General features: G+C 69.2%; 17 protein-coding genes. 11 read left to right on the top strand and 6 right to left on the bottom strand.

Annotated elements, in window-relative coordinates:
• The first annotated feature begins 3 nt into the window (after window positions 1-3).
• Genes N415_RS19950 through N415_RS19935 form a run of 4 tightly spaced genes read left to right on the top strand, consistent with a single transcriptional unit; the run spans window position 4 to window position 3,158 of the window.
• On the top strand, window positions 4-1,023 hold the full coding sequence (locus tag N415_RS19950; protein ID WP_068185830.1) for a 3-oxoacyl-[acyl-carrier-protein] synthase III C-terminal domain-containing protein: 1,020 nt from the start codon (window positions 4-6) through the stop codon (window positions 1,021-1,023).
• Window positions 1,023-2,075, top strand: a complete 1,053-nt coding sequence (locus tag N415_RS19945) for an aminotransferase class I/II-fold pyridoxal phosphate-dependent enzyme (RefSeq protein ID WP_068185827.1) — start codon at window positions 1,023-1,025, stop codon at window positions 2,073-2,075. Before N415_RS19950 ends, N415_RS19945 begins: the two co-directional genes overlap by 1 nt.
• Before the next feature lie 8 nt (window positions 2,076-2,083).
• On the top strand, window positions 2,084-2,587 hold the full coding sequence (locus N415_RS19940; RefSeq protein ID WP_066931474.1) for a MarR family transcriptional regulator: 504 nt from the start codon (window positions 2,084-2,086) through the stop codon (window positions 2,585-2,587).
• Window positions 2,588-2,609: 22 nt separating this feature from the next.
• Window positions 2,610-3,158 (top strand): TIGR03086 family metal-binding protein, encoded by a 549-nt coding sequence (locus N415_RS19935; protein ID WP_068185819.1) that lies wholly within the window; start codon window positions 2,610-2,612, stop codon window positions 3,156-3,158.
• A 26-nt stretch (window positions 3,159-3,184) separates the two neighbouring features.
• Here N415_RS19935 and mmsB read toward each other — a convergent pair whose 3' ends face one another.
• From mmsB to N415_RS19915, 4 genes are all read right to left on the bottom strand, one after another.
• Window positions 3,185-4,060, bottom strand: a complete 876-nt coding sequence (gene mmsB / locus N415_RS19930; RefSeq protein ID WP_068185815.1) for a 3-hydroxyisobutyrate dehydrogenase — start codon at window positions 4,058-4,060, stop codon at window positions 3,185-3,187.
• 12 nt (window positions 4,061-4,072) lie between these two features.
• On the bottom strand, window positions 4,073-5,233 hold the full coding sequence (locus N415_RS19925; protein ID WP_068185812.1) for an isobutyryl-CoA dehydrogenase: 1,161 nt from the start codon (window positions 5,231-5,233) through the stop codon (window positions 4,073-4,075).
• 9 nt (window positions 5,234-5,242) lie between these two features.
• The gene (locus tag N415_RS19920) at window positions 5,243-6,763 is read right to left on the bottom strand and encodes a CoA-acylating methylmalonate-semialdehyde dehydrogenase (RefSeq protein ID WP_068185809.1); all 1,521 of its coding nucleotides are present in this window, start codon (window positions 6,761-6,763) and stop codon (window positions 5,243-5,245) included.
• A gap of 77 nt (window positions 6,764-6,840) precedes the next feature.
• Window positions 6,841-7,719 carry an SDR family oxidoreductase gene (locus N415_RS19915; RefSeq protein ID WP_068185806.1) on the bottom strand — a complete coding sequence of 293 codons (879 nt, stop codon included), beginning with the start codon at window positions 7,717-7,719 and terminating at the stop codon, window positions 6,841-6,843.
• Window positions 7,720-7,803: 84 nt separating this feature from the next.
• On the opposite strand from N415_RS19915, the gene N415_RS19910 reads away from it, so the two are divergent.
• The 7 genes from N415_RS19910 to N415_RS19880 are packed head-to-tail and all read left to right on the top strand — an operon-like array spanning window position 7,804 to window position 12,931.
• Window positions 7,804-8,376 (top strand): TetR/AcrR family transcriptional regulator, encoded by a 573-nt coding sequence (locus N415_RS19910; RefSeq protein ID WP_068185803.1) that lies wholly within the window; start codon window positions 7,804-7,806, stop codon window positions 8,374-8,376.
• A 32-nt stretch (window positions 8,377-8,408) separates the two neighbouring features.
• Window positions 8,409-9,839: an NAD(P)-binding protein gene (locus N415_RS19905; RefSeq protein ID WP_068185800.1), complete on the top strand. Its 1,431-nt coding sequence runs from the start codon at window positions 8,409-8,411 to the stop codon at window positions 9,837-9,839.
• 17 nt (window positions 9,840-9,856) lie between these two features.
• Window positions 9,857-10,414, top strand: coding sequence for an RNA polymerase sigma factor (locus tag N415_RS19900; protein ID WP_068101076.1), 558 nt, complete (start codon window positions 9,857-9,859; stop codon window positions 10,412-10,414).
• Window positions 10,411-11,100 carry a Rieske (2Fe-2S) protein gene (locus tag N415_RS19895; protein ID WP_068185797.1) on the top strand — a complete coding sequence of 230 codons (690 nt, stop codon included), beginning with the start codon at window positions 10,411-10,413 and terminating at the stop codon, window positions 11,098-11,100. Before N415_RS19900 ends, N415_RS19895 begins: the two co-directional genes overlap by 4 nt.
• 21 nt (window positions 11,101-11,121) lie before the next feature.
• The gene (locus tag N415_RS19890; protein ID WP_068185793.1) at window positions 11,122-11,592 is read left to right on the top strand and encodes a cupredoxin family copper-binding protein; all 471 of its coding nucleotides are present in this window, start codon (window positions 11,122-11,124) and stop codon (window positions 11,590-11,592) included.
• The gene (locus N415_RS19885; protein ID WP_068185790.1) at window positions 11,589-12,515 is read left to right on the top strand and encodes a metallophosphoesterase; all 927 of its coding nucleotides are present in this window, start codon (window positions 11,589-11,591) and stop codon (window positions 12,513-12,515) included. The genes N415_RS19890 and N415_RS19885 overlap by 4 nt, the downstream gene beginning before the upstream one ends.
• The gene (locus N415_RS19880) at window positions 12,512-12,931 is read left to right on the top strand and encodes a hypothetical protein (protein ID WP_068185787.1); all 420 of its coding nucleotides are present in this window, start codon (window positions 12,512-12,514) and stop codon (window positions 12,929-12,931) included. The genes N415_RS19885 and N415_RS19880 overlap by 4 nt, the downstream gene beginning before the upstream one ends.
• A gap of 11 nt (window positions 12,932-12,942) precedes the next feature.
• Here the strand turns inward: N415_RS19880 and N415_RS33130 are convergent, their stop codons facing one another.
• A complete protein-coding gene (locus N415_RS33130) occupies window positions 12,943-14,817 on the bottom strand; it encodes a PecA family PE domain-processing aspartic protease (RefSeq protein ID WP_081665375.1) in 1,875 nt (624 codons plus the stop codon).
• Between the two features lie 117 nt (window positions 14,818-14,934).
• The coding region (locus N415_RS19870) for a PecA family PE domain-processing aspartic protease (RefSeq protein ID WP_152531488.1) at window positions 14,935-15,510 on the bottom strand (576 nt) is incomplete at its 5' end.

Below are 15,510 nucleotides of genomic sequence, written 5' to 3'. Positions count from 1 at the left end.
ACCATGACCAAGCCGAGCGTCAGCCTGATCGACCTCTCGACCTATCTGCCCGGTGAGCCGATCGGCGCCGAGTATTACGCGCAATTCGCCGAATCCGACGACCTGCGCGACAATCTCATGTTCCGCGCCCCGAAGTTTCGCCATCACGTCGCGCCGGGGGAAAGCTCGATCGACATGATCGAGCAGGCGGTGCAGGGCCTGATCGAGCGGCATGGCCCCGACGTCGTCGAGGGCGCCGACGTGCTGATCACCCACACCCAGGTGCCGGACATGGCGTTCTACGGGCAGGGGGGCGGCATCGCGCACCGGTTGGGCATGCGACCGTCCTGGGTGCTCGACCTGAACAACGGCGGCTGCGCGGCATTCGTGTTGGCGCTCAACGTGGCCCGCAAGCTGCTGTCGTCGGGCGAGGGGCACACCGCGCTGATCGCGATCGCGCAAAACGCCGCCGGGCAGTTCTTCGACCAGCCGACGATCCGCCGCAAGGCACAGTCGGCGGTGCCCGGGGACGGGGCGGCGGCCGCCCTGGTCACCGTGGGCGACCAGTCGCCGATCCTCGACGTCGAGTGCCGCACCTACGGCGAATACGCCGGCGAGATGACGCTGTCCTTCGACCCGCCCCGCAAGTGGTGGCAGGCCGGCCCCGGCGAGGGCTCGATCGGCTTCACCGAGAGCAAGATCACCAAGGTGCTGGCCCGCGGCAACCGGCAGGTGCCCGAGGTGGCGCTGGCGGTCTGTGATCGAATCGGCCTGTCCACCAAGGACATCGACCTGCTGGTCACCAACCAGCCCAACCGGGCGTTCCTGCGCAACTGGCGCGAGGCCCTCGAGCTGCCGCCCGAACGCCACCGCGACACCTTCGATCAGTGCGGCAACCTGTTCGGCGCCGGCATCCCGGTCAACCTCGACCACGCGATATCCGACGGTCAGCTCGAGGCGGGCGACGTGGTGCTGATGGCTGCCTTCGCCCACGCCGGTGACTTCGCCGGCGCGGCGGCGGTGCGCTGGGGCGGACGGGGCTGATGCAACCCGTCCGCAGCCCCTTCGCCGACGACATCGATGAGGCGTTCCCCACCGCGATCGACCCGCTTGCGTTGTCGCTCAACGAGAATCCGTTTCCGCCGTTGCCGGCGGTGCGCTCGGCGTTGATCCGTTCGATCTACGCGGTCAACCGGTATCCGGAGTTCCTGCCCGAGCGGCTGCGCGGGCTGATCGCGGGCCACGCCGGCCTGCCCGCCGAGCAGGTGGTGCTCGGCGCCGGCGCGACGGGCGTGGCGTTGCAGGCCCTGCACGCGCTGACCGCCCCGGGTGACAAGGTCGCGATGGCGTCGCCGACCTTCGACGGTTATCCGATCATCGCCCGGATGGCCCGGTTGCACCCGCTGCTCGTCCCCCTCGACGCGGACGGCCACAACGACCTCGACGGGCTGGCCGACGCCGCCGGGGATGCCCGGGTGGTGGTGCTGTGCCGCCCGCACAACCCGACCGGCACGCTGGAGAGCGCAGACGAGGTGGCGCGGTTTTTGCGCCGGGTGCCGCGTGACACCGTCGTGCTGCTCGACGAGGCCTACATCGAGTTCGCCGCGCCCGAGCACCGCATCGACGTCGCGGCGCTGCTCGCGCGTTTTCCCAACGTCCTGGTGGTCCGGACGTTCTCCAAGGCCTACGGGCTGGCCGGGCTGCGCATCGGCTACGGCCTCGCGTCACCCGAGCTGGCCGCCACCCTGTGGTCCCAGCAGTTGCCGTTCGGCATCGCGCTCACCAGCCTGCTTGCGGTCGCGGCGTCGTACGACGCCGAAGACCAACTGCTGCAACGGATCCAGTCGATCAACGCCGAACGCCGCTACCTGCGGATGCGGCTGAGCGCGTTGGACATCTACACCACGGACGCCCACGCGAACTTCATGTACCTGCCATCGAGGGGTAGGCAGTGGCATGAGGTGTTCGCGGACAGCGGGCTGCGTGTCCGCCACTACCCGGACGGCGGCGCGCGGATCACCGTGGGTAACCGCGCGTCGACCCTGGCGGTGCTGTCGGCAATAGGAAAGGTCCCGATTCGGTCCCAGATGCGGTAAGAAAGGGCGTGGCCGCATCGAGCCCGAAACGCGATCCGATCGCCGCGGCGCGGGCCAACTGGGAGCGCGCCGGGTGGGGCGACGTGTCGGAGGGCATGGTCGCCGTCACCTCGGTGATGCGCGCGCACCAGATCCTGCTGGCCCGCGTCGAGACCGCGCTGCGCCCCTATGACCTGAGTTTCTCCCGCTACGAGTTGCTGCGGCTGCTGGCGTTCAGCCGGACCGGGGCGCTGCCGATCACCAAGGCGTCCGATCGCCTGCAGGTGCACGTGACCAGCGTGACCCACGCCATCCGCCGGCTGGAGGCCGACGGGCTGGTGCAGCGGGTGCCGCACCCCACCGACGGGCGCACGACGCTGGTGGCCATCACCGATCTTGGCCGCTCCACCGTCGAGGACGCCACCGTCACGCTCAACGAGCAGGTGTTCGCCGACATCGGAATGGATGCCGCCGAGTCGGCGGCGCTGGTGTCATCCATCGAAACGTTGCGCCGCAATGCGGGCGACTTCTGAACAACGGGAGAAAGGCAGGACCGTGGACCCACTAGTTGCTCACCAGCGCGCACAGGAGGCGTTCGCCGGCGTCCTCGCCCACGTCAGCCCCGATCGGTACCGCGGCCGAACACCCTGCTCGGAGTGGACGATTCGTGACCTCATCGAGCACGTCATCGGCGGCAACGAGCGCGTCGCGATATTGGCGGGCCGCGCCGATAAGCCGCCCGCACGTCCCGACGACATCGCGGCGGCGCACCGGGCGTCCGCCGCTGCCGCGCAGGAGGTCTTCGCGGCCCCGGACGGGATGACCACCACGTTCAAGCTGCCGTTCGGGCAGGTCCCAGGGCAGATGTATATCGGGATGCGCACCAGCGACGTGCTGACCCACGCCTGGGATCTGGCGACCGCCACCGGCCAGTCCACCGATCTCGATCCCGAGCTGGCAGCCGAGGAACTCGAAGCGGTGCGCGCTTTCGTGGGCCCGCAATTCCGCGGGCCGGACAAGCCGTTCGCCGCTGAGCGGCCGTGCCCGCACGGCCGCGCGCCGGCCGACCAGCTGGCCGCGTTCCTCGGGCGAAACGTGCAGTGACGCAGGGCTTCCCGCCCAGCCTCGAATTAACTCGAGCGCAGCATCTCGATGACGGCGCTGAAGTCCTTGTCCGCGTGGGAGGCCGCGAACTTGGCGTAGATCTCCGCGGCGTGCGTGCCCAGCGGCGCGGCCGAGCCGGTGGACGTGACGGCGTCCATCGCCAGGCCCAGGTCCTTGTTCATCAGCGCGGTCGCGAAACCGGGCTTGAAGTCGTTGTTGGCCGGCGAGGTCGGGACCGGGCCTGGCACCGGGCAGTTGGTGTGCACCGCCCAGCAGTTGCCCGTCGCGCCGGTGATCACGTCGAACAGCGACTGGGCGGACAGCCCGAGCTTCTCGGCCAGCACGAACGCCTCGCCGACGGCGATCTGCTGCACCGCCAGCACCATGTTGTTGCACACCTTGGCGGCCTGGCCCGCGCCGGCCGCGCCGCAGTGAATGACCTTGCCCGCCATGGGTTCCAGCACCGGGCGGGCGCGCTGCACCGCGGCGTCGTCGCCGCCCACCATGAACGCCAGCGTCCCGGCGACGGCGCCCTTCACCCCGCCGGAGACCGGCGCGTCCAGCTGCGCAATCCCGTGCCCCTCGGCCAGCGCGTGCACCTCGCGGGCGTCGCTGACCGAAATCGTGGAGCTGTCGATGAACAGCGCGCCCGCCCGCGCGGCGGGCAGGATGTCGGCGTAGCAGCGCTTCACGATGTCGCCGTTGGGCAGCATGGTGATCACCACGTCCGCGTCGGCCACCGCGTCGGCGGCGCTGTCGAACGCCTCGACGCCCGTGGCGACCGCGGCCTCCACCGCCGCCGGCACGGGATCGAATCCGCGCACGGTGTGACCGGCGGTGACGAGGTTCGCCGACATCGGGCCGCCCATGTGGCCCAATCCCAGGAACGCAATCCGGGTCATCTGTGAGCCTTTCTACGCGCTTGCCCTGAATCGGGCGGCCTCGGCGCGGCCGATGACCACCCGCATGATCTCGTTGGTGCCTTCCAGGATGCGATGCACCCGCAGGTCGCGGACGATCTTCTCCAGACCGTACTCGCGCAGATAGCCGTAGCCGCCGTGCAGTTGCAGGGCCTTGTCGGCGACCTCGAAGCAGGTGTCGGTGACGTAGCGCTTGGCCATCGCGCACAGCTCGACCTTGTCCGGGTCGTCGTCGTCCAACGCGCTTGCGGCCCGCCACAACATCATTCGCGAGGTCTCCAGCCCGGTGGCCATGTCGGCCAGGGTGAACCGGACGGTCGGCTCGTCGAGCAGAGAGTTGCCGAACGCGTGGCGCTCCCGCACGTACGCGCCGGCCTTGTCGAAGGCGGCCTGCGCGCCGCCCAGGGAGCAGGCTGCGATGTTGAGCCGACCGCCGTTGAGGCCGTTCATCGCGATGCCGAAGCCGGCGCCCTCGCCGTCCGCGCCGCCCAGCATCGCATCGGCGGGCACCCGCACGCCCTCCAGAATCACCTGCGCGGTGGGCTGCGCGTGCCAGCCCATCTTCTCCTCGAGCGCGCCGAAACTCAGCCCGGGAGCGCCCTTTTCGACGATGAAGGCGGAGATGCCGCGCGGTCCCTCGCCGCCGGTCCTGGCCATCACCACATACACGTCCGAGGCCCCCGCGCCGGAGATGAACTGCTTGACGCCGTCGAGCACGTAGTCGCCGCCCTGTTTGACCGCGCGGGTGCTCAGCGCGCTGGCGTCGGATCCGGCGCCCGGCTCCGTGAGGCAGTAGCTGGCGATGACGTCCATCGGCGCCAGCCGCGGGATCCATTCCTTGCGTTGCTCGTCGGTGCCGAAGCTGTCGATCATCCAGGCGCACATGTTGTGAATCGACAAAAACGCGGCGACGGTCGGACATGCGATCGCCAGCTGCTCGAAGATGCGGACCCCGTCGAGCCGGCGCAGCCCGCTGCCCCCGACGTCCTCGCGGCAGTAGATGGCCGCCATGCCCAGTTCGGCGGCCTCGCGCAGCACGTCGGTCGGGAAGTGCTTGGTGGCATCCCATTCCAGCACGTGCGGGGCGATTCGTTTGGCGGCGAACGCGGCCGCCGTCTCGGTAATGACCCGCTCGTCGTCGTTCAGGGTGAACATGTCGCGGGTCTAATTCATTGTCGGGATGACGAATTCGGCGCCATCCTTGATGCCGGACGGCCAGCGGGACGTGACGGTCTTGACCTTGGTGTAGAACTGGATCGAGGCCGGCCCGTGCTGGTTCAGGTCGCCGAAGCCGGAGCGCTTCCAGCCGCCGAAGGTGTGGTAGGCCACCGGGACGGGGATCGGCACGTTGACGCCGACCATGCCCACCTGCACCCGGGACACGAAGTCGCGGGCGGTGTCGCCGTCGCGGGTGAAGACCGCCACGCCGTTGCCGTACTCGTGCTCCGAGGGCAGCCGCAGGGCCTCTTCATAGTCATGCGCACGAACGATGCACAGCACCGGCCCGAAGATCTCGTCGGTGTAGATCGACATGTCGGGGGTGACGTGGTCGAAAAGGGTTGGGCCGATGAAGAATCCGCCCTCGAGGTTGGCGTCGCCGAACGTCAGGTCGTCGCTGGTCCGCTCGCGCCCGTCGATCACCAGCTCGGCGCCGGCGGCCACGCCCTGGCCGATGTAGTCGCGCACCCGCGCCAGCGCGGCCTCGGTGACCAGCGGGCCGTAGTCGGCCTTGGGGTCCAGGCTGTGGCCCACGCGCAGGTTGTTGATCCGCTCGATCAGCCTGGCGCGCAACCGATCCGCGGTCTGCTCGCCGACCGGCACGGCGACGCTGATCGCCATGCAGCGTTCGCCGGCGCTGCCGTACCCCGCGCCGATCAACGCGTCGACGGCCTGGTCGAGGTCGGCGTCGGGCATCACGATCATGTGGTTCTTGGCGCCGCCGAAGCACTGCGACCGCTTGTCGTTGGCCGCGGCCGTCGAGTAGATGTAGTGCGCGATGTCGGAGCTGCCGACGAAACCGACGGCCTTGATGTCGGGGTGGTGCAGGATCGCGTCGACGGCCTCCTTGTCGCCGTGCACCACCTGGAACACGCCCGGCGGCAGGCCCGCCTCCAAGAACAGCTCGGCCAGGCGCACCGGGACCGACGGGTCACGCTCACTGGGCTTGAGCACGAACGCGTTTCCGCACGCCAACGCCGGCCCGGCCTTCCACAGCGGGATCATCGCCGGGAAGTTGAACGGCGTGATGCCGGCGACCACGCCCAACGGCTGGCGCAACGAGTAGACGTCGATGCCCGGGCCGGCGCCCTCGCTGTACTCACCCTTGAGCAGGTGTGGGATCCCGATGCAGAACTCGATGACCTCGATGCCGCGCTGGATGTCGCCCTTGGAATCGGCGACTGTCTTGCCGTGCTCCAGGGACAGCAGCTCGGCGAGCTCGTCGCTGTTGGAGTTGACCAGCTCGATGAAGCGCATCATCACCCGCGCGCGTCGCTGCGGATTCCATGCCGCCCAATCCTTTTGGGCCTCGACGGCCGAGGCCACCGCCGCGTCGACGTCGGCCTTGCCGGCCATCGGAACCTTCGCCTGCACCTGGCCGGTGCTGGGGTTGAAGACGTCGGCGGTGCGGTCGGACTGGCCGGCGGTGCGCTTCCCGTCGATGAAGTGCGGGATCTGTGTGGTCATGGTGCCCTCGAGTCGTCGTTACGCAGCGAATACTTGCATATCCTAGTAACTTGGCTCGTGCGTTGGCAAGGCGCGCCTCACACCGGGTAGTTTCCGGCCTCCAGATCCTCGAGCAGGCTCGGATGCGTGGGCCGCCAGCCGAATGTCTCCTGGGTCAACGCGCTCGAGGCCGGCTGGTCCAGGGCGAATATGGCGCCGAGGGGTCCGAAATGCTCGGCGGGTACCGACGCCGCGGGAAGGCCGAGCTGGCGCCCGATGGCCTCGGCGAGCGCGCGCATCGGGTCGCCCTCGTCGCCGACGGCGTGCGCCACCGTCCCGGGATCGGCCTGTTCGAGGACAAGGCGGAAGAGCAGCGCGGCGTCGACGACGTGCACGGCCGGCCAGCGTTGGGTGCCGTCGCCGACGTAGCCGGACACACCGGTCCCTCGGGCGGCCGCGACGAGCAGGGAGGCGAACCCGCAGGGGCCGCCCGCCCGATGGACGGAGCGGGGAAGGCGGACCACCGCCGACCGGACATCGTTGCCGGCCAGCTCCAGGGCGGCCTGGGCGTTCCGGCCGCGCCCGCCGACGAGTCCGTCGGTCGGCACCGAGTCGCGCTCGGTGGCGACGCGGCCGGCGACGGGCGGCGTGCCCGAGGCCATGACGAACGGCTTGCCGCTCCCGGCGAGTGCGGCGCCGAACGTCTCGACCGCAGCCGCCTCCTGGGCGACCGCCCTCTCGAAGTCGTCGAAGTGCAGGAAGGCGAGGTGGACGACCCCGTCGGACTCCTTGGCGCCGACGCGCAGGCTCTCGGGGTCGTCGAGGTCGCCGCGCAGCACGTCGGCCCCCATCGCGGTGGCGGCCCGGGCCGACGCGTCGGAGCGGGCCAGCGCCAGGACCTCGTGGCCGGCTCCGATGAGTTCGGGAACGACGGCCGAGCCGACTCCGCCGGTGGCACCCGTGACGAATACGCGCATGAGACACTCCTCAAGTGATGGGACCGATGTCTCATCACGCTACCACGGTGATGGGACAAAGGTCTCATCGCTTACCATGGCGGCATGCCCCGATGGGAACCCGATGCGCGTGCGCGCCTGGTCGAGGCCGCGCTGCACCTTTTCTCCGAGCAGGGCTACGACCGAACCACCGTCGCCGAGATCGCCGATCGGGCCGGCCTGACCAAGAGCACCTTCTTCCGGTATTTCCCCGACAAGCGGGAGGTGCTGGCGGCCGGCCAGGAGGCGTTGTCGCAACTGCTGACCGAGGGCATCGCCTCGGCGCCCGCGGACGCCACGCCGCTTACCGCGGTCGCCGCCGGGCTGGAGCGTGCTGCCGGGGCGATGACCCCGCGCAACCGCGAGCTTGCTCCCCGGGTGAAGGCCGTCATCGCGTCCAGCGCCGAACTGCAGGAGCGCGATGCGCTCAAACAGGTCGGCCTCGCCGCGGCCATGGCGAACGCGCTGCGAGCGCGCGGCGTGCCGGATCGCGCTGCCGCCCTGGCCGCCGAGCTGGGTGGGCTCGCGTTCAAAGAGGCGTTTGCCGAATGGATTACGTCAGACGGTGACCGGAGCTTGGGCGAATTGGCCCGCGCGGCCCTGGACGACCTGCGCACCGCGGCGGCCGAAATCCGCTGAAGCGACCCCGGGCCGATTAGCCTTTAGCCCGTATGCGCACCATCGAGGCCGACTACCTGGTAGTCGGCGCGGGCGCCATGGGGATGGCGTTCATCGACACGCTGGTCACCGAAACCGAGGCACGCGTGGTGCTGGTGGACCGCCACCATCAGCCCGGCGGGCACTGGACCATGGCCTACCCATTCGTGCGGCTGCATCAGCCGTCGGCGTTCTACGGCGTCAACTCGCTAGCCCTGGGCAGCGACGCGATCGACCAAGTCGGCTGGAACCAAGGGCTTTACGAGTTGGCGACCGCGGGTGAGGTGTGCGCCTACTACGACCACGTCATGCGCCAGCGGTTCCTGCCCACCGGGCGCGTGGCCTACTTCCCGATGAGCGAATACTCCGGTGGCGGCCGGTTCAGGACGCTGGCCGGGACCGAGTACGCCGTCGACGTGACGCGCCGCATCGTGGACGCCACCTACATGCGCGTCATGGTGCCCTCGATGCGCCCGCCGCCCTACCGGGTGGCGCCGGGCATCGACTGCGTCGCGCCCAACGAGCTGCCCCGGCTGGCCGCCCGCCCCCGTTACGTCATCGTGGGGGCCGGCAAGACCGGCATCGACGCGTGCCTGTGGCTGCTGGGCCAGGACATAGCGCCGGATCGACTGACGTGGGTCGTGCCGCGCGACTCGTGGTTGCTCGATCGCGCGACGCTGCAGCCGGGATCGCTGTTCGCCGACAAGATCAAGACCGCCGTCACCGCGCAGCTGCGGGCGATCCGGGACGCGGCGTCGATCGACGACCTGTTCGTCCGCCTCGAGGAAGCCGGCGCGCTGTTGCGGATCGACCCGGCGATCCGCCCGACCATGTACCGCTGCGCAACCGTCACCCACGCCGAGTTGGAGCAGCTGCGGCGCATCACCGACGTGGTGCGCATGGGCCACCTGCTGCGCGCCGACGCCGGCGAGGCGGTCCTGGAGGGTGGCGCCGTGCCCGTCAACCCCTCGGCGTTGTACGTCGACTGCACCGCCGACGGCGCCGAGACACGGCCCGCCACACCGATTTTCGATGGCGCCGGCATCACGCTGCAGAGCGTGCGCGGATGCCAGCAGGTGTTCAGCGCCGCGCTCGTCGCCCACGTCGAGGCCGCCTACCCCGACGACGCGGTGAAGAACGAGCTGTGCGACCCACTGCCGCATCCCGACACCGACCTCGACTGGCTGCGCATCACGCGGGCCTACTACCGCAATCAGCTGCGCTGGCTCGAGGACCCGGAATTGACCGCCTGGCTGGCCGCGGCGCGCCTGGACGTCTTCGGGCGTCTGGTGGGCGACTCACTGGCGCCCGCGTCGGCGAAGCCGCGGGTGCGGGAGAGGGTCTTGGGCATGGCCAAGTCGGCCCTGGCGGCCGCCGCCGCGAAACTGGACGAGCTGATGGCCTCGGCAGCCGACGTGCCCGCGTGTAACCCGGTCCGATATTGAATCGGTGAAGGAGGACCGTGGCGGCGCAAAACGACCCCCAGAAACCGCTAGTCTCGCGACCGCTGCGCGCGGTGCCCGACAGTGGTTATGAAAGCTATCCCGACTGGGAAGCGGTGTACTCCGACAACGCGTCCTGGGTGTACCGCACGCTGTTCGCGCGGGTGGGTAACCGCGCCGACGCCGAGGACCTCACCGCTGAGGTCTTTCTGGCGGCGCTGCGGCCACTGCGCCTGACCGCGACCGTCGGCGAGGTGCGCGCCTACCTGCGGGCCACCGCCAGGACGGTGCTGGCCGCACACTGGCGGGAGACCATGGGCCGGGAGATAACCTCGATCGACGACATCGAACAACCACCCGAGAGCGAGGAAGCGATCAGCACCGCGCCCCAGCGCGTCGCGCGGGTTCTCGACGGACTGCCGGACCGGTATCGCCAGATTCTCGAAATCCGTTTCCTGCAAGGAAATTCGATCAAGGAGTCCGCGGCCGAGCTTGGGATCAGCGTCGCCAACGCCAAGGTGCTGCAGCACCGCGCCCTGCGGCTGGCGGCACAGGTCAACGATGGAGGGCAACGATGAACGCGCGAGGGCTGCGGCGCTATGTCGATGACCTGTTGCGGGGTCGCCGGCCGAAGCCGTTTGCGCCCGACGACTTCGAGGCCGCGCAGATCCGCACGGCGATCGACCTGCGGGCGGCGGGGACCGCGGATGCCGAGCCGCGCCAGGAGTTCCTCGCCGACCTGCACCGGCGCCTCGCGGAGCAGATGGACGGCGCGCCGGCGCCGGCGGCGCCCAAGCAGAGCGCGACGCGCCGACAGGTCATCGTGGGCACGTCGGCAGCCGCGGTCGCCGCGGCCGCCGCGGTTTCCATCGATCGCGCCCTGATCGGCAGCCCCACGCAGGGCCCGGCGGTCGCGGGTGAGCTTACGCCCAACGACGGGACGTGGCAGCGCGTCGCGTCGAGCGCGGACGTGCCCGACGGCGTCATGCATCCGTTCGACCTCGGTTCGGTCGCCGGGTTCGTCCACCGCGTCGACGGCAAACCCCAGGCGATCTCCGGCGTCTGCACCCATCAGGGGTGCAAGCTGTGGTTCGACGCACAGAACGACGCGCTGCAATGCCCCTGCCACACCACGTCGTTCTCGCCCACCGGGCAGGTGCGCACCCACCAGCTGCCGATCGCTCCAAAGCCCTTGCCCGCGCTGCAGGTTCGCGAGGTCGACGGCGCAATCGAGGTGTTCGCCCCGCCGCGCCGCGACGTGTAACCCGCCGCCATATCTCTTGGCATGAACATCGCCAAGCTTCGAAAACATGTGGTCGCGGCGTCGGCCGTCGGTGTGTTGCTGGCCGGCTGCTCGTCGTCGCCGCCCGCCGCGCAGCCGCCGTCGGTGACCTTCGGATCGAATGCCAGCGGCACGCCCGGGATGCCGGGCATGAGCGGGATGCCCTCGGCGCCGGGTCCGCAGCCGGGCGCCGCGTCCGCGACGGGGTCGCCGGCCGCGGCCACGGGCGATGCGGTCACCATCGACAACTTCGCCTTCGCGCCGGCCACGCTGACCGTCAAGGCCGGCAGCACCGTCACCTGGACCAACAAGGACGAGGAACCGCACACGGTCGCCGCCGCCGACGGGTCGTTCAAGTCGCCCGGAATGGGCACGGGCGCAACCTTTTCGCACACCTTTCCCACCGCGGGGAAGTTCGACTACGTCTGCTCGATCCACCCGATGATGCACGGCACCGTGGTGGTGACGGGATGAACGATCCGAACACGATGACCCGCCGGCAGCTGATCCGGCACTCGGCGTGGTTCGGCGCGGCGGTCGGCTTCGCCGTCGTCGGTGGCGAGGTCATCTCGCACGTCGCCGGGACGGCGTCGGCCTCGCACACCAGCGCCCGGCCCACGCTGCGCTTCGCCCAGGTGAGCGACAGCCACATCGGCTTTTCGGGCCCGCCCAACCCGGACGTCGCCGGCACCTTCGGCCACGCGATCGACCAGATCAACGGCCTCGGCTACGCACCGGACTTCGTCATCCACACCGGCGACCTCACCCACCTGTCGACCCCCGAGCAGTTCGACCAGGTCAAGCAGATGCTCACCAAAGTGCAGACGCCGCACGTGTTCACGGTGCCCGGCGAGCACGATTCTGTCGACGACGCGGGACAGAAGTACCGCAGCGTCTTCGGCGCCGGGACGCGCGGCGACGGTTGGTACAGCTTCGACATCGCGGGTGTCCACGTGATCGCGTTGGTGAACACCTTGAACCTCAAGAAGCTCGGGCACTTGGGTGTCGACCAGCTGGAGTTCGTCGAGAAGGACGTCGCGGGCTTGTCCAGCGATACACCCATCATCGTGTTCAGCCACATTCCGCTGTTCGCGATGTACCCGGACTGGGGCTGGGGCACCGACGACGCCACCCAGGCCCTGAGCTACCTGAGCCGGTTCTCGTCGGTGACATGCCTCAACGGCCATGTGCACCAACTGTTTTCCAAGACGGAAGGCAACGTGACGTTCTACAGCGGGACGACGACCGCCTACCCGCTGCCTCATCCCGGTGACGGGCCGGCGCCCAAGCCGATCACGCTGCCGGCGGGCAAGCTGCACGACGCCCTGGGGATCCGCGAGGTCAACTACACCAAGGGCCAGGCCGCCCTCGCATTGAAAGAGACCAAGCTGCAATGAAAATCTTCCTCCGGCTCGCGCTGGCCGCCTCCCTGGCCGTCAGCGCCTTCAGCCACGCCTACCTGTACGTCCATGGCTATCAGCACATTCCGATGATCGGCACCAGCTTCCTGACCCAGGCCAGCGTTTCGTTCTCGCTGGCCCTGCTGGTCGCGGCCGGTGGCCCCTGGTGGCTGGAATGGTCGGCCGCCGGGTTGGCCGGCGGCTCACTGGTCGCCTTCGCGCTGTCGAGAACCGTTGGGCTCTTTGGCTTTACCGAGCACGGCTGGGACCCGGCGCCGCACGCGGCACTCAGCGTGGGGTCCGAGGTGCTGTGCGTGGTGTTGTGGGCGGCCGCCCTGGTCGTGTCGGTGCGGTCAAAGCGCAACGTCGGCGGGCGCATTCCAAAAGTGGAACCGACCACCGCCGCAGCCTGAATTGGACCGGATCAGGACGGCTGATCGAAATAGATGGTCCCTTGACCGGTGGGGTCGTAGGAGAAATAGATCGGCATCTGCTTGAAGATGTAGTTTCCGGTGTTGAAGTTCCCCGGGGGCACAGCGGTCTGGGACACGGTGACCTGCATGGCGTTGGCGCCCAGTATCTCTGTGTACAGCGGTTGGGTGATGCCCTGGATGTTGACCTCAATCTTCGTTCCCTGCGGCAAGTAGTCGCCGGGGTTGTAGCCGGGGACGAAGTTCTGCGGGATGTGGCCGCCGTTGCCGCCGGTGTCGACGATCGCATCGATGAGTGTCTGCGGCTGCGCACCATTGACCGATATTTGCAAGGCGTTGGTGTACGGCGCCCCGGTCACGGAGGCGAACGGGGTGCCCGGGTTTGGACCGAACTGCACATAAGGCCGCGCCGCGCTCTCGTTGAACAGCACACCCTGATCGAGGACGCCCGGCAAATGCTGCGTTGGGCTGGTGACGAAATCCGGGTCGTGCGGCGTATTCGCCCCAACACCGAGCACGGCCTCGTTCGGAATCTGGGCCACTCCGTTGTGGACCTCCGCGGTGATCACACCGACGGTCATCGGCGCGGTGACCATCCCCTTGCCGAAATTCACCTGGGCCTGATAGGTGGTGTAGTAGTCGACGGTTGTGTCTTCGGGCGTGCCAAAGGTGTAGACGCCTTTCGCGCCGGCGGGGCCGAGGGACGCCTGATTGACCATGCTCTGCGGGAAGAGGGTGGCGGTGGAGCCGCTGTCGATCAACGCTTGCACGGTCGGCCCGTCGTCAACGGAGACCGAGATGGTTGGACGACCGGCGTCAACTCCGTTCAGCTGGACGATGGCGGCGCCGCCATTGGCGCCGGCGGTGCCGGCGTGGCCCCACAATCCGATGCTGGAGCCGCTGGGACCGCCGAGACCGGACAAGACGCCGCCGGTTCCACCGTCGCCGCCGTCACCGATCAAGTGCCCCCCGGTTCCGCCGGCGCCGCCGTTGGCAAAGGCCCCACCCATTCCGCCGTGGCCTCCGTTGCCGAGCCACTGCGCGTTGCCGCCGGCGCCGCCCGTGGCGTAGGGTCCGCCGATACCGCCGGCCCCGCCGCCGCCCCACAACAGGCCGCCGGTGCCCCCGGTTCCGCCGGCGCCGCCGATCGTGGTGACGTTGTTGGCGAACGTATAGGTACCGCCTTGACCGCCTACGCCCCCGTGTCCGAAGAACAGCGCGTTGCCGCCGGTACCGCCGATTCCATGTTCCCCGCCGAGACCGCCAACGCCACCGTTGCCCCAGAGCAGCCCGCCGGTGCCCCCGGCTCCGCCGGACGCCCCGAATCCGCCCATTCCGCCGGTGCCGCCGGTGCCGATCAAACCGGCGGGGCCACCGGCGCCGCCCGCTACCCCGTCGGCCGTGCTGGCGCCGCCGTGACCGCCCTCGCCCCAAAGGATTCCGCCCGCGCCGCCCGCCGTTCCCACACCCTGGGCGTTGGTGGTGCCGTCGACGCCGTCGCCGATCAGCGGGCGCCCCAGCACCATGTCGGTAGGCGAATTGATCACTGCCAGAACGCCTTCCTGGAACGCCTGCAGCTGGGCCAGGCTGTGGGCCTCGACGTCCAGGTAGGCCTGGGTGCCCGCGTTGAGGGTTTGCAGCAGCTGGGTGTGGAAAGCCGCGGCCTGACCGCTCAGCGCCTGATATGCCGCGCCGTGCTCAGAGAAGAACGCCGCGATGGTCGCCGACACCTCATCGCCGGCGGCCGCCGCGATCCCGGTCGTGGGCATCGCCGCGGCCGCGTGCGCCGCGTTGATTGTCGAGCCCAGGCTCTCCAAACTTGTTGCCGCGTCGGACATTACTGCGGGCACAGCGAAGACAAACGACATCAAACCCTCCACCAGGGATGCATGGCATTAAGTGGTCGCGGCCCGATGTGCGACATGCGGATAATAGCGACACGATGTCGCGAAATTGCTTATTTTCAAAGCGAATTCAAAGTTAATTCATGCGTCGAAAATCGTTGTCCCGGTACCGCCGGGGCTATAGGACAGGTAGATCGGATCCTGGAGGAACGGCGCGATCCCGGTGTTGAAGGTGCCGCCCAGGAAACTCGACACGACGTTCGTCTGCTGCGCCCCGACCGTTGTCGTGTACAGCAGCGTCCCGCCGGTGGTGTAGACGGAAATGGTGGTCCCTGCGGGCAGATATCCGCCGACGTTGGGCGGGTTGAGAGCGGTGGGGACATCCCCGCCCAAGCCCCCGGAATCGATGTACGCGTTGCTGGTCGTTTGGAGGGCCCCGTTGTCGATGCGCACCTCCAGGGTGGTGACCGGCGCTCCGGTCACCGAGGCATGGGCGGGAAGTGGGTTGGGGCCGAACTCCATTACGCCCGCGGGTTCGTCGATCAGCACGCCCTGACCGAAGGTGCCCGGCAACGCGGTCACGGGGCTGGTGCTCAGGGGTCCGCCGGGGTTGACCCCGACGCCCAGGATGGCGGGCAGCTGCGAGGTCGAATAGGCGACGCCATTGAGGGTTGCGGAGGTGACGACGGCGACGGTGGTCGGCGCGGTGACCATCCC

The organism is Mycobacterium sp. UM_CSW (assembly GCF_000455205.1).
Classification (GTDB): Bacteria; Actinomycetota; Actinomycetes; order Mycobacteriales; family Mycobacteriaceae; genus Mycobacterium.
The sequence above is the reverse complement of the archived record's forward strand: the minus strand, read 5'-3'. Positions and strand labels throughout refer to the sequence as shown.

What these genes read in the sequence shown, in the direction of transcription:
- N415_RS19925 (WP_068185812.1), bottom strand. Translation starts at nt 5,233, where the DNA reads ATGTTCACCCTGAACGACGACGAGCGGGTCATTACCGAGACGGCGGCC.
- N415_RS19910 (WP_068185803.1), top strand. Translation starts at nt 7,804, where the DNA reads ATGCCCCGATGGGAACCCGATGCGCGTGCGCGCCTGGTCGAGGCCGCG.
- N415_RS19890 (WP_068185793.1), top strand. Translation starts at nt 11,122, where the DNA reads ATGAACATCGCCAAGCTTCGAAAACATGTGGTCGCGGCGTCGGCCGTC.
- mmsB (WP_068185815.1), bottom strand. Translation starts at nt 4,060, where the DNA reads ATGACCCGGATTGCGTTCCTGGGATTGGGCCACATGGGCGGCCCGATG.
- N415_RS19920 (WP_068185809.1), bottom strand. Translation starts at nt 6,763, where the DNA reads ATGACCACACAGATCCCGCACTTCATCGACGGGAAGCGCACCGCCGGC.
- N415_RS19880 (WP_068185787.1), top strand. Translation starts at nt 12,512, where the DNA reads ATGAAAATCTTCCTCCGGCTCGCGCTGGCCGCCTCCCTGGCCGTCAGC.
- N415_RS33130 (WP_081665375.1), bottom strand. Translation starts at nt 14,817, where the DNA reads ATGTCGTTTGTCTTCGCTGTGCCCGCAGTAATGTCCGACGCGGCAACA.
- N415_RS19915 (WP_068185806.1), bottom strand. Translation starts at nt 7,719, where the DNA reads ATGCGCGTATTCGTCACGGGTGCCACCGGCGGAGTCGGCTCGGCCGTC.
- N415_RS19950 (WP_068185830.1), top strand. Translation starts at nt 4, where the DNA reads ATGACCAAGCCGAGCGTCAGCCTGATCGACCTCTCGACCTATCTGCCC.
- N415_RS19885 (WP_068185790.1), top strand. Translation starts at nt 11,589, where the DNA reads ATGAACGATCCGAACACGATGACCCGCCGGCAGCTGATCCGGCACTCG.
- N415_RS19905 (WP_068185800.1), top strand. Translation starts at nt 8,409, where the DNA reads ATGCGCACCATCGAGGCCGACTACCTGGTAGTCGGCGCGGGCGCCATG.
- N415_RS19945 (WP_068185827.1), top strand. Translation starts at nt 1,023, where the DNA reads ATGCAACCCGTCCGCAGCCCCTTCGCCGACGACATCGATGAGGCGTTC.
- N415_RS19895 (WP_068185797.1), top strand. Translation starts at nt 10,411, where the DNA reads ATGAACGCGCGAGGGCTGCGGCGCTATGTCGATGACCTGTTGCGGGGT.